Consider the following 12,887-nt stretch of genomic DNA (forward strand, 5'->3'; position numbering starts at 1 on the left):
GCAAGAAAAGTAACCAAAAAGAAGGCGACCGCACAGCCGTTGCCCGCCGTCGGCAACGTCAGCATGCGGGGTACTTCAAAAGCAACGCCAACTTCAAAAGCTACTCCCACGCAGTCAACCGGGGTCAGAGTAATTTTCGCGGCCTTTTGCGAAAATTACTCTGACCCCGGTTGACGGACTACGGAGTACTTACGGTTGCATGCCAAGAATGGTCATGCCTTGCAGCTTTACTCGCTTACTGGTAGTTGGCCACCAGCGAAGCGCCGCTGACAGCGCGGTAGGCATTCAACAGAAGATAGTAGGTGCCGGCGCCGGGCGCACCGATGGTGACGCTTTCGGCATTGCTGCTGCCGTCGGATTTGGCGTCGTAGCTAGTGGTGCTAGGCGTTGCACCCAGCTTGACATAGATGTCGCCATCGCCGCTACCGCCGGACAGCTTGAAGTTCAGATTGCGGGCGCCGGCCGGCACCACGATGCTGTACACATTGCTGCCGCCGCTGGCAACGCTGATACCGGTCACCGGCACGCCCTTGACCAGCACGTTGCCGCTGCTGCCGCTGCAACTGACGCCGACGCCTTTGAACGCGGCCGTCACGTCGGCCACCAGATAGCCGCGGTCGGCTGCGGCTTTTTCGACGCCGCATGCGCCCTGGTTAAAGGTGCTGTTGGCGGTCCAGTACAAATGGTTGGCGTCGGCCATTACCTCGAAAGCCTTGCGAGTGCTCCAGCCGGACGTGGTCGCCAGCAAGTAGAAGGCCTTGTTGTAGACGCCGCTGCTGTAGTGCACGTCGAGACTGCTGGTGTAGTTCTTCGCATTGTCGATCGAACGGCCGTCCTGGGTCGGATTGGCCATGTAACGCAGTGCGCCGCTGGCCTTGAAGATTTCGGTGCCGACCAGGAAGTCGTTCGTGCCTTTCATGTAGTTTTCGGCGGCTTCGCCGGCCATGTCGGAAAAGGCTTCGTTCATGCCGCCTGACATGCCGCTATACACCAGGCCGGAATTCTGCTCGGTGAAACCGTGGCTGATTTCATGGCCAGAAACGTCGAGCGCCACCAGCGGATAGAAGGTCGAGGCGCCGTCGCCGAAGTTCATGGCGCTGCCGTCCCAGAACGCATTCTCATAGTTGTTGCCGTAATGGACCTTCATGTACAGAGTCTGGCTGATCGGCCGCAGGTTGAGCCAGGCCTGGTACATATTGAAAACGACGTTGCCGAAATAGTGGGCGTCATTCAAAGGTGAGAAGGCGCCGTTGACCGCCTTGTAAGTGTTGCGCGGGCAGGTGAAATGAAACGGCGTGCTGCCGCTGCTGCCGTTCTGCAGATCGACGGTTACCACGTTAGGCGTCACCATGTTGCAGTTGCTGTCGACCACCAGCGGGCCGTATTTGCCGCCCGGCTGGTATTCATACTGGCCGGTCTTGGCGTTGCCGCCGGGCCGCTCGCTTCGTAAGGGGTGATGCCTTCCCATTGCTTCAGCACGGCGCCGCTGTTGGCGTCGATGATGTAATAAGGACGGCTGGGCTTGGCGGCGCTCTTGTTGACGAACGACACCACGTAGATCAACTGCGCCACATTGTTCTGGCCCAGCTGCACATACAGTTTGGCTTGCTCGTTTTCGGTGACGGCGGCGCGCGCGATCGACTTGGCTTGCAGCAGTACGTCGGCGGCGGCATAGACCGGCTTGGTGCTCGGCAGGTCATTATCGATATTGCGCAGCAGGCCGCCGGACATCGCCGGCTGCGCCTGGTTGGCCGCGCGGTGTTCGACAATCGCCTGATCCCACACTGGCACGCCCTGGAAATATTGCTGATAGCGGGTTACTACTTTGCCATTGGCGTAGTTCTGGCTGCGCAGCGGTTTCAGTTCCTCGCTGCTGAGCCCGAGAAAGGCCTGGGCGCTGACTTGGCCGCCTTGTTTTGCGGCTTGCACTTGCGGGGTGTAGCGCTCAAGATCAACGCGTTCGGCTGCGATTGCGCTTGAGCTTGCCGCCAGCAACAGCGACAGGAACAACGGTTGAAACAGCGGGCCTTCGACGTGACGTAATACTGGTTTCATGGTATCTCACTCTCTTGAAATTGATGCGTGGATAAGACATAAGGTGACCAGATACTTCGCGAACAAAAACACTACCGGCAATCCAGGGCGTCCTTGGCCTCCAGCTCAAGCATTTGATAAAGAAACATCGTTTGTGCCTGATGCCATTGCTGCAGTCCATAGAAAGAGAGGCTGACGACCAGGATTCCTGCGATGAATTTCATTTGTGGCGTGCGCAACCTAAGTTACGTATTGTTACAAAATGAAATGTCATGCAGCAACATACGTGAATTTTTATTGCCGAAATAGCTGTTATTTCTTACAGGCAAGGCTGTTCGAGGGCGTGCCGGAGGATGTCTGACAGGAGGGAAGTGAGGTGGCGCAGCAGGGTAATAGCGGAAAACGTGCAGGGAGGGCGGGTTTTGCCGAAGTATAATTGTGACGATACAAAATGTTTCGCTGAAGGAGAAAAAAATGAAAATCAAATCCATGCTGATGGTCGTTGCCTGCAGCGCGTTTGCCGCCTGTGCCGCAAGTCCTTACAACGACGGCTATAACCAGTACCAGTCGGGCGCTCCCGGCTACTATGGCAATGCCCCGGTGGTCGCTTATGGCGGCTATGGCGATCAGCGCGATGATCGCTACGACGACCGTGATGACAACCGCTATGGCGGCAACAATTGGACGCCGCCCGGGAGCTACCGCGATTCCTGCCGCGATATCGTGGTGCGGCGCGGCATGCTGGAAGCAACCTGCGGCGGCGATAATGGCGGCAGAAGGACCGCAATCCCCCTGTCCTCCTGTCGCAGCGGCAGTTTTGAAAATATCAACGGCAACCTGCAATGCACGGGCGGAGGAGATCGCGGCTACGGCGGTTCCAACAGAGACCTGCCGCCAGGCAGCTATCTCCAGTCTTGCTCGGAAATCGGGGTGCGGGGCGGCGTGCTGGAAGCAACCTGCGGCGGCGGCGACAACCGCCGGATACGCTCCTCAATCTCGGTGCGTTCCTGCAGGAGCGGCAGCTTTGCCAATATCAACGGCTACCTGCAGTGCGACCGCTAATCGTCCGCTGGCAATAGCAACGATCAAAGCAGTTCGACGCTCAGCAGGTTGACGTAGCAACTCTCACGTGTCGTGCTGACAAAGTCGACCAGGTAGGGCTGCTGCGACACCTCGGGCAGGCAGGCCGCATACAGGCGTCCGGTCAGGCCCTTGGCGGTGATTCTCTTGGCCAGCACATAATCGCGCGTCAGGTAATTCTGCGCCGCCCAGATCGGCAAGGTAGCGATGCCGCGCCGGCTGGCGACCAGTTGCAGCATCGCCACTGTCAGCTCGGTGGTGCGGCGCGCGGTCTGGATGCCGGCCGGCTTGAGCACCTGACGGACCACGTCCAGCATGTCGTCCGGCACCGGATAGGTAATCAGGGTGTCGCCGGCAAAATCCTCCGCCACCAGATATTCCTTGGCCGCCAGCGGATGATCGTGCGCCACCAGCGCCACGATTTCAAAACTGAACAGGGCGTGATAATCGACTTTTTCATCGGGGTCGACTTCCGCCACGATCGCCACATCGGCGCGATGTTCATACAGCAGGCCGACCGGATCGGCCTGGAAACCCGAAACGATATCCAGTTCTACCTCTGGCCAGCGCTTGCGGAAAATATCCATGGCCGGCATCAGCCAGTCAAAGCAGGTGTGGCATTCCACCGCGATCCGTAGCTGGCCGGCGACGCCTTGCGCCATGCGCACCAGGTCGCGCTCGCTTTCCGCCACCTGTGGCAATACCGCATCGGCCAGCTTCAGCAGCCGTTCGCCGGCCGGGGTAAACCGTACCGGCACCGATTTGCGTTCAAACAAGGTGGTGCCGTGATGATCTTCCAGCTGCTTGATCTGGTGCGACAGCGCCGACTGGGTGACATTGAGCAGGGTCGCCGCGCGCAGCAGGTTACCGGCTTCGCGCAGGGCGTGCAGGGTTTTCAGGTGGCGTAATTCGAGGATGGATTGCATAAGGTTGCCGATAAGGTTGCTAGTAAGTTGCCAAAATAATCAAAAAAATCTTCTGTATTAGTAAAATTCAAGTTGAGTCTTAATATTTATCGTTTGAATCATAATCCAAGCTGGTCCAAGATGCGAGTCATCGAACATGTTTTTATTGGAGACAGAGATGGCATTGGCACACGTATTAGGGTTTCCGCGCATCGGCGCTCACCGCGAACTGAAGTTTGCCCAGGAATCGTTCTGGAAGGGCGCCTCCGACGAGGCCGCACTGCGCGCCACCGGCGCCACCTTGCGCGCCCGCCATTGGCAAGCCCAGGCTGACGCCGGCCTGGATTTCGTCACCGTTGGCGACTTCGCCTGGTACGACCAAGTCCTGGGCACGTTGGCCTTGCTGGGTGCAATTCCTAGCCGTTTCGGTTTTGATCCGAAGCAGCTGAGCCTGGCCGACTATTTCATCCTGGCGCGCGGCAGCAAGCAGCACTTCGCGATGGAAATGACCAAGTGGTTCGACACCAATTATCACTACCTGGTGCCGGAATGGACTGCCGACGTCCAGTTCAACGGTGGCATCGATTGGCTGCACGATGAAATCGCCGAAGCGCGCGCCCTTGGCCACAAGGTGAAAGTGGCGCTGGTCGGTCCGTTGACCTTGCTGTACCAAGGTAAGATCAAGTCCGGCCTGGGCCACAAGCTGGATCTGCTGCCTAAAGTGGTGGCCGGCTACCAGCAGTTGCTGCAGCGCCTGCACGCCGCCGGCATTGAGTCGGTGCAGATCGACGAACCGATCCTGGCGCTGGAGCTGGACGCCGCCTGGCGCAACGCTTTTGCACCGGTCTATGCACAGTTGAGTGCGCAATTAAGCGGTAGCGCGCCAGCCTTGCTGTTGACGACCTATTTCGGCGAAGTCAGCGAGCATGCCGAACTGCTGCGCTCGCTGCCGGTGGCTGGTGTCCATCTGGACCTGGTGCGTGGCGCCGATCAGCTGGATCAGATCGTGGCCGGCTGGCCGCAAGACAAGGTGTTGTCGCTGGGCGTGGTCGATGGCCGCAACCTGTGGCGTACCGATCTCGATCAAGTATTAACCAAGCTCAAGCCGCTGCAGGCGCAACTGGGCGATCGTCTGTGGGTGGCTTCCAGCTGCTCGCTGCTGCATGTGCCGGTGGATCTCGCCAATGAGCCCAAGCTCGATGAAGAATTGAAAAGCTGGTTGGCGTTCGCGACCCAGAAGCTGGCGGAAATCGTCGCTCTCAAGCTGGCGCTGAACGGCAAGGCGGCTGAAGTCGAAGCGCAATTCGTTGCTTCGCGCGCAGCCCAGGCCAGCCGCCGCAGCTCCAGCCGCATCCACAATCCGCTGGTGCAAAAGCGCCTGGCGGCAGTCACGGCTGCCGATGCTGAACGCTCTGCCGGCTTCGACGCCCGCATCGCCAAGCAGCAAGCGAAATGGCAGTTGCCGGCATTCCCCACCACCACCATCGGTTCTTTCCCGCAAACCGCGGAAATCCGCCAGGCGCGCGCTGCCTACAAGCGCGGCGAGATCGGCCACCTGGACTACCTCGACAAGATGCGCGAGGAAATCCGCATCGTGGTTGAGAAGCAGGAACAGCTCGGCCTCGACGTGCTGGTGCATGGCGAGCCGGAACGCAACGACATGGTCGAGTATTTCGGCGAACAGCTGTGGGGCTATGCCTTCACCGCCAACGGCTGGGTGCAAAGCTACGGTTCGCGCTGCGTCAAGCCGCCGGTCATCTACGGCGATGTGTATCGTCCTGAAGCCATGACAGTCGGCTGGAGCCAGTTTGCCCAGACCCTGACAGCGAAGCCGATGAAGGGCATGCTGACCGGTCCGGTGACGATGCTGCAATGGTCTTTTGTGCGCGACGACCAGCCACGCGAAACCACGGCGCTGCAAATCGCCCTGGCCCTGCGCGATGAGGTCTGCGACCTGGAAAAAGCCAACATCGGCATGATCCAGATCGACGAACCGGCGTTCCGCGAAGGCTTGCCGCTGAAGTCGCGCGACTGGCCGCATTACCTCGACTGGGCGGTGCGCGCATTCAAGATCAGCGCTGCCGGCGTTGGCGATGAAACCCAGATCCACACCCACATGTGTTATTCGGAGTTCAACGACATCCTGCCGTGGATCGCCGCGATGGATGCCGACGTCATCACCATCGAGACTTCACGTTCCGACATGGAGCTGCTGGATGGTTTCGGCGAGTTTGCCTACCCGAACGATATCGGCCCGGGCGTCTATGACATCCACTCGCCGCGGGTGCCGCAAGTCGACGAAATGGAACGCCTGTTGCGCAAGGCGCGCGGCGTGATTCCTGATGCGCGGCTGTGGGTCAATCCGGATTGCGGCCTGAAGACACGCGGCTGGCCGGAGACTTACGAAGCGCTGGAAAACATGGTGCTGGCGGCCAAGCGTCTGCGCCAGACGGTAGAGCAGGAACGCAAGGCAGCGTAAGCCGGAAGTGCAATGAAAGAGGGGGCGAGTAAATGATTTACTCGCCCCCTCTTGCCGTTAACAGTTTGTCAAACGGCGTTATTCCTTAGCGGAATCGATCGTCATGCGTTCAAGATACTTCCTTGGCGCTGACAATGGATTTCGACACCAGGCCGTATTCGATCGCTTCCGGCGCCGACATCCAGAAATCGCGGTCGATGTCGGCCGTCACTTTTTCCAGCTTCTGGCCGGTTTCCTTGGCGATCAAGGCGCCGATTCTTTCGCGCACGCGGATGATTTCGCGTGCCTGGATGGCGATATCGGAAGCCTGGCCGCCGACGCCGCCGCTTGGCTGATGGATCAGGAAGCGGGTGTTCTGCAGGCAGAAACGGCGTTCTTTCGGCACCGACAGGAAAACGTTGACCGCGGCGCTGCCGACCCAGCCGCTGCCGATCATGTTGACCGGCGCATCGATGAAACGGATCACGTCATGGATCACATCGCCCGATTCCACATGGCCGCCTGGCGAGCAGACCAGGAAATTGATCGGCGCCTTCGATTCGCCGGAGAGGGCGATCAGCTGGCGCACGATGTCGCGCGCCACGGTGTCGTTGATCTGGCCGAACAGCAGCACCGTGCGTGACTTGAACGCTTTCTCTTCCAGGAAGGCGTCGCGCTGGGATGCATTGGTCGTTTCCACTTTTTCTTCCATGATGTGCCTCTAAGGTGTTGGGGAATTCATTAATTGCAAAAGAACCAGTGTAAACCAAAAAGCCCCCGCAAATCGCGAGGGCCGGTTTTGTTATTGTTGCCTGGCAGTCAGGCAGCGTCGTCAAAACGCTGGCACCACCGCGCCTTTATATTTCTCTTCGATGAATTTCTTCACTTCCGGCGAGTTCAGCGCCGCCGCCAGTTTCTTCACGGCCGGGCTGTCCTTGTTGTCGGCGCGTGCCACCAGCAGGTTGGCGTAAGGCGAGTTGGCATCTTCGATGAACAGCGAATCCTTGACCGGGTTGAGCTTGGCTTCGATCGCATAGTTGGTGTTGATCAGGGCCAGGTCGACCTGGTTCAGCACGCGCGGCAAGGTGGCTGCTTCCAGTTCCTTGAACTTCAGGTGCTTGGGATTCTCGATGATGTCTTTCTGCGTCGCCGAGATATTGCTCGGGTCTTTCAGCTTCAGCAAGCCCTGGCGCGACAGCAGCAACAAGGCGCGGCCGGAATTGGATGGATCGTTAGGAATGGCGATCGTGGCGCCGTCCGGCAGGTCAGCTACTTTCTTGTATTTGGTGGAGTAGCCGGCGAAAGGCTCGACGTGCACCTTGGTGACCACGACTTCGAGGTCGCCCTTGTGGCTTTTCTTGAACTCATTCAGGTAAGGCAGGTGCAGGAAGAAATTGCCGTCTACCCGCTTTTCGTTGGTTTGCACCGCCGGCTGGATGTAGTCGGTGAACACCTTGACCTGCAGGTCGACGCCTTCCTTGGCCAGGATCGGCTTGACGAACTCCAGGATTTCCGCGTGCGGCACCGGGGTGGCGGCGATCACCAGCTTGTCGGCGGCGTGCGCAGGTGCTGCGGCGATCAGGCTGAAAGTCGAGAATACCGCTGCGGCCAGGCCCAGCGACAGTGAAAATTTGCGTGACATAGAAACTCCCTTTTAAAATTTTAAAAACAAAATGACTGCATAACTGAAAAATAAGCTGCAAAAAATTATTTACGCGTGAAATGCTGCACCAGGCGGTCGCCGGAGAACTGCAGCACTTGCACCAGCACCACCAGCACGGCGACGGTGGTGACCATCACTTCAGTCTGGAAGCGCTGGTAACCGAAGCGGATCGCCAGGTCGCCGAGGCCACCACCGCCGATCACGCCGGACATGGCGGCGTACGACATCAGGGCAATCGCGGTGACGGTGGTGGCGGCGATCAAGCCGGGCAGGGCTTCCGGCAGCAGGGCGCCGAAAATGATCTGGCGCTTGTTGGCGCCCATCGCCTGGCAAGCCTCGACCACACCGCGATCGATTTCGCGCAAGACGTTTTCCACCAGCCGGGCAAAGAACGGCGCGGTGCCCAGCACCAGCGGCGGAATTGCCCCAGCACGCCAAGCGAAGTGCCGACCAGCAGCACCGTGACCGGAATCATCACGATCAGCAGGATCAGGAACGGCACCGAACGCAGCACATTGACGATCAGCGACAGCACGCGGTAGATGCCGCGCTGTTCCAGCAGTTGGCGCTTGCCGGTGATGAACAGCAGGATCCCGAGCGGCAGCCCGAGCAGGATGGTGAACAGCAGGGAAAAGCCGGTCATGGCCAGGGTTTCCCAGGTGGCTTGCCAGATATCAGCCCAGTCGATCAGAGAGAAATCCATTATCCTGGCTTCCTCAGTTGGACAGGCGCGAGTGTGCAATCGCGCCTGTAGCGCTGGTCATTTACCTGGCGGCGGTTATCGAACGAAAATAAGTATGTGTCCATCTGAATTGTAGAGTGAAGCAAGCGGTCAACTGAGGAAGCTAGGATCATGCTAGTACCTCATGGCGGATGTTGTGCTGGTCCAGCGTGGTGAAGACCTGCGCGACGTCGGCGGCTTCGCCGCGGATTTCCACCAGCAGCTGGCCGTAAGGCGTGTCCTTGATGCGGGCGATGGTGCCTTGCAGGATGGTGATCAAGGCCGGCGTGGCGGCGGCGATGCTGCTCAGGATCGGCTGATAGGTGATGTCGCCGACATAGGTCAGGCGCACCAGCAGGCCGCGCAGCTGGCTGGCGCCCGGTACGGTCGACGGCTGCAATGCGGTCTCGCTTGAAAACGGCGTGCTTTCCGCCACCATGCTTTGCGTCACCGCATGCTGCGGATGGAGGAACACTTCGGCCACCTCGCCGCTTTCGACGATGCGGCCACCTTCGATCACCGCCACGCGGTCGCAGATATTGCGGATCACCTGCATCTCATGCGTGATTAGCACGATGGTCAGGCCCAGCTTGCGGTTGATGTCGAGCAGCAGGCGCAGGATGGCCTGGGTGGTTTCCGGATCCAGCGCCGAGGTGGCTTCATCGCACAGCAGCAGGTGCGGCGTATTAGCCAGGGCGCGGGCGATGCCGACGCGCTGTTTCTGGCCGCCGGACAGCTGCGCCGGGTACTTGTCGCGCTGTTCGCTGAGGCCGACCAGCGCCAGCAGCTCGGTCACCCGGGCGGCGCGCTCCTGCGGCGTGTACTTGCCGGTGATCTTCAGCGGCCAGTCGATATTCGCGGCCACGGTCTTGGCGCTGGGCAGGTTGAAATGCTGGAAAATCATGCCGATGCGCTGGCGCAGCCGGTGCAGGCCGTCGTTGTCCAGTGTGGTAATGTCTTCGCCCTCGATCAGCACTTTGCCGCTGGAAGGGCGTTCCAGCATGTTGAGGGTGCGGATCAGGGTGCTCTTGCCGGCGCCGGAGCGGCCGATGATGCCGAATATTTCGCCTTTTTTGATATGCAGATTGATGTCAGACAATGCGGCGACGGCGGGCGCCTGGCTTTTTGCATTGCGTTCCAGTGGATAGGTTTTATGCAGTTGCTCGATGCGGATCACGGATTTGCTTCAGATTGGTCAGTCAGGCTTGCAATTTTAGCAGCGACTCTATATACGCCAAAGTTATATATCGTTATGTATATATAACAATCCTGTTGTTAGGGCTTGTCGTGGCGGCATGAGGATGGTGCGGCGATAACATGCAAAAATTGCTTTTTTATGGCATAGTGGACACACTATGAAAGCACTCAAGAGCGCACTGGCCAAAAGAGTTCTCGCTGATCCGAGCGCGACGCTGCAGCTGCGCGCCTATCTGGCCAGCAAGAATTCCCAGCCTTCATTGTCTACCACGGTCGCCACGGACGACGTGATCAGCTTGCATTCTGCGCAAGAGGGCACCGTCCTGTACCGTCTTACCGTTGTCCCCAAGGCCGCCTGAGCGGTACGATGAACGTAGCGCTACCTGCTCTCATCGTCTTCCTGCTATTGCTTCCTGGTTTCATCGCTCGTTCGCGCTTCAAGCGGGCTGAGCGCATTTCCCTCGATTATTCACCGTTCGGACAGATTGTCACCGAGGCCATGCTGTGGAACTGCGTGTTCCATCCGCTCTGGCTGCTGGCTGCGGCCTGGCTGTTCGGCCGCACCCTGCAGCCTTTGCTGCTGCTGGAACTGCTGTCGTCCGACGCCGCCAGCCAGGCCAAGGCGATCCAGGGCATCGCCCTGCAGTTTTCCTGGATCTGCGCCTATTTCCTGAGCCTGTATGCCGGCGCCTGGATCGTGCCGAACGGTTTCCGCCTGATGATCACGCGCTATCGCCTGGACCGCGCCAACGCCGGCTGGTATGTTCCCTGGCTGCGCTTCAACCAGGCGCCCTGGTACTACCTGCTGACCGGCGCCGATTTCGACGAAGAGCAGCGGCCGGACCTGATCTCGGTATCGGCCATCGTCAACGTCGCCGGGCAGGCGGTGCTGTTCACCGGCATCCTCGATAATTTCTTTGTCGACGCCAACGGCAGCCTGGACCGCCTGATCCTGGAAAAAGTAATGCGGCGTCCGCTGTCGGCCGACAAGCCGGACGGCGCCAGCATCGCGGAAGAGCTGGAGCGTTTCTACGTGGTCGAGGGCGACTACTTTGTGTTGCGCTATAGCGAAGCGATTACCCTCAACATCGAATACATCAGGATGGACCGGCTCGGCGACGACGATGTGCCGGAGCCTGCCGTCGACTCGCTGAGCGAAGCCGACACACACGATTAGAGTGCCGGGTTTGCTAGTTGCGCAATTGCCGCAATTTCGGATGCAGCAGCATCAGCATGGCAAACAGCGACAAGGCCGCGCCGCCATAGATGAAGAGCTGGGACGGCGTGACATAACGGATCAGGTAACCGGCGAGCAGGGCGGACAGCGGCGCGCTGGTGATCAGGATCAGCATCAGTATGCTGAGTACCCTGCCGTGGAGTGCGGTCGGAATGCGCCTTTGTATCCACGTGAACAAGCCGACCTGGACATAGCCGGCGCCGATGCCGACCGCCACCATCAGCGCCAGGCCGATCTCCAGCACATGCGTGAAGCCCATGCCAAGCACGGCCATGCCGGTCAAGCCGTCGATCAGGCAGACCGCGACCCCTAGATGCACCACTTTCCTGGCGCGCAGGCCGGAGCAGACGATGCCGATCAGCTGTCCCAGGCCGTTCGCGGCAATCAGTATGCCGAAGGCCGAAGCGCCGCCGCCCAGCTGGCGATCCACCCACAGCGGCAGCCCGACCTGCACCGGTCCGGCTACCAGCAAGGTGACCACCGCCCAGTAGCTGATCAACGTCCTCAGCACGCCATCCGAGCACAGCCATTTGAATGCCGGAACGATGGTGGCCAGCAGCGGCCCCTCGGTTTGTTGCGCGGCTGCGACAGCATGCGTGCGCGGCAGCAGGCGCGGCACAGTGGCTGCCGCGATCAGGAAACAAGCTGCATTCAACAGGAAAACCAGTCCCAGCCCATCGGCGGAGGTCGCCAGCAGGCCGGCCAGCAGCGGCCCGCCCAGCAGGGAAACCTGGGTGATCCCCATCAGCACCGCATTCGCCGATTGCAGCTGCTGCGGGTGGATCAGCCGGGGCAGCATGGCGACCCGCGCCGGAATGGCGAAGGCGCCTACCAGCCCCATGCCGCAAGCGAACAGATACATCATCCACAGCGCCAGCATGTCGTACAGCAGCAGCGTGCCTACGCCCGTGAGCAGGATGACGCCGCCGGTCAGTGCGCATAGCAGCACGGCGCGTGGCGAATGGCGGTCCACCAGCACGCCGGCGATCACCAGGAAAAGAATTTTCGGCACCGCCATCAATGCCAGCACCAGACCCAGCGCGACGCTGTCGCTACTCAGTTTCAGCACCAGCCATGGCAAAGCCACGGTAGTCAGCTGTTCCCCCAGGAAGGCCGCGAAAGAACCCGTCATCAACAGCAGGAAACCGCGGTGCAACAACACCGGCGGCAGCCCGGCGTGATCGGCGGCAGCCGTATTTTCCAATGCAAGTTCTTTACTCATCTCGGTCATGGCGGGAGTGTGGGTGTTGGAATGATCGGGCGCGCCGTGGCCGCCGTCCCAGCTGCAACGGCAAGATACAAGACAGAATAGTCTACTTGGAATTTGCGCATTGCAACACCCTGTGAAAAGTGACAGTTTCGGCGTTTGTTGCTTTCTGTAAAGTAACTGTGTTGCACCGTATCCAAGCTGCAGCACCGTGATGGTTTTTGCCTCGCAATCAGAAAAATGCGGCGATGGCAGCCATTCCTGGTTGCCGCCTTTGAAGGCCGGCTGCTGCAATCGATGTCCATAACCATCTTGTTTCCTACGCCAAGAGAATTCCATGTGCACGCTCACCCATCCGCAGTCTTGTCCATCCTGTCTCTTCGCA

General features: G+C 59.6%; 12 protein-coding genes and 1 pseudogene. 4 read left to right on the forward strand and 9 right to left on the reverse strand.

The features are described from left to right. Nucleotides 1-235 precede the first annotated feature (235 nt). The 3 genes from CPter91_RS27290 to CPter91_RS27505 form a co-directional block, all read right to left on the reverse strand. Nucleotides 236-1,372, reverse strand: a complete 1,137-nt coding sequence (locus CPter91_RS27290) for a M4 family metallopeptidase (RefSeq protein ID WP_236906041.1) — start codon at nucleotides 1,370-1,372, stop codon at nucleotides 236-238. Then, nucleotides 1,345-2,055: a PepSY domain-containing protein gene (locus tag CPter91_RS27295; RefSeq protein WP_236905993.1), complete on the reverse strand. Its 711-nt coding sequence runs from the start codon at nucleotides 2,053-2,055 to the stop codon at nucleotides 1,345-1,347. Before CPter91_RS27295 ends, CPter91_RS27290 begins: the two co-directional genes overlap by 28 nt. A gap of 71 nt (nucleotides 2,056-2,126) precedes the next feature. Further along, on the reverse strand, nucleotides 2,127-2,258 hold the full coding sequence (locus CPter91_RS27505) for a hypothetical protein (protein WP_257722463.1): 132 nt from the start codon (nucleotides 2,256-2,258) through the stop codon (nucleotides 2,127-2,129). A 250-nt stretch (nucleotides 2,259-2,508) separates the two neighbouring features. Between CPter91_RS27505 and CPter91_RS09400 the strand changes: the two genes are divergently transcribed. Further along, entirely contained in the window at nucleotides 2,509-3,096 is a 588-nt protein-coding gene (locus CPter91_RS09400; protein WP_061939589.1) for a CVNH domain-containing protein, read from the forward strand. 23 nt (nucleotides 3,097-3,119) lie between these two features. Here CPter91_RS09400 and CPter91_RS09405 read toward each other — a convergent pair whose 3' ends face one another. Continuing rightward, on the reverse strand, nucleotides 3,120-4,040 hold the full coding sequence (locus tag CPter91_RS09405; protein ID WP_061939591.1) for a LysR family transcriptional regulator: 921 nt from the start codon (nucleotides 4,038-4,040) through the stop codon (nucleotides 3,120-3,122). A gap of 157 nt (nucleotides 4,041-4,197) precedes the next feature. Here CPter91_RS09405 and metE point away from each other — a divergent pair, with 157 nt between their 5' ends. Next, nucleotides 4,198-6,498, forward strand: coding sequence for a 5-methyltetrahydropteroyltriglutamate--homocysteine S-methyltransferase (gene metE, locus CPter91_RS09410; protein ID WP_061939593.1), 2,301 nt, complete (start codon nucleotides 4,198-4,200; stop codon nucleotides 6,496-6,498). 109 nt (nucleotides 6,499-6,607) lie between these two features. Here the strand turns inward: metE and CPter91_RS09415 are convergent, their stop codons facing one another. From CPter91_RS09415 to CPter91_RS09430, 4 genes and pseudogenes are all read right to left on the reverse strand, one after another. Continuing rightward, nucleotides 6,608-7,189, reverse strand: coding sequence for an ATP-dependent Clp protease proteolytic subunit (locus CPter91_RS09415; protein ID WP_061939595.1), 582 nt, complete (start codon nucleotides 7,187-7,189; stop codon nucleotides 6,608-6,610). Nucleotides 7,190-7,309: 120 nt separating this feature from the next. Continuing rightward, nucleotides 7,310-8,119, reverse strand: a complete 810-nt coding sequence (locus CPter91_RS09420; RefSeq protein WP_061939597.1) for a MetQ/NlpA family ABC transporter substrate-binding protein — start codon at nucleotides 8,117-8,119, stop codon at nucleotides 7,310-7,312. Nucleotides 8,120-8,184: 65 nt separating this feature from the next. Further along, a pseudogene (locus tag CPter91_RS09425) lies at nucleotides 8,185-8,843 on the reverse strand (methionine ABC transporter permease). Between the two features lie 148 nt (nucleotides 8,844-8,991). Continuing rightward, entirely contained in the window at nucleotides 8,992-10,038 is a 1,047-nt protein-coding gene (locus CPter91_RS09430) for a methionine ABC transporter ATP-binding protein (protein WP_061939599.1), read from the reverse strand. Nucleotides 10,039-10,216: 178 nt separating this feature from the next. Here CPter91_RS09430 and CPter91_RS09435 point away from each other — a divergent pair, with 178 nt between their 5' ends. Next, nucleotides 10,217-10,417: a hypothetical protein gene (locus CPter91_RS09435; RefSeq protein ID WP_061939601.1), complete on the forward strand. Its 201-nt coding sequence runs from the start codon at nucleotides 10,217-10,219 to the stop codon at nucleotides 10,415-10,417. Nucleotides 10,418-10,425: 8 nt separating this feature from the next. Next, nucleotides 10,426-11,235, forward strand: a complete 810-nt coding sequence (locus CPter91_RS09440; protein ID WP_061939603.1) for a hypothetical protein — start codon at nucleotides 10,426-10,428, stop codon at nucleotides 11,233-11,235. A 13-nt stretch (nucleotides 11,236-11,248) separates the two neighbouring features. Here CPter91_RS09440 and CPter91_RS09445 read toward each other — a convergent pair whose 3' ends face one another. Continuing rightward, the gene (locus tag CPter91_RS09445) at nucleotides 11,249-12,517 is read right to left on the reverse strand and encodes an MFS transporter (RefSeq protein WP_167595150.1); all 1,269 of its coding nucleotides are present in this window, start codon (nucleotides 12,515-12,517) and stop codon (nucleotides 11,249-11,251) included. Nucleotides 12,518-12,887: the final 370 nt, after the last annotated feature.

This window comes from Collimonas pratensis (assembly GCF_001584185.1).
GTDB lineage: Bacteria > Pseudomonadota > Gammaproteobacteria > Burkholderiales > Burkholderiaceae_D > Collimonas > Collimonas pratensis.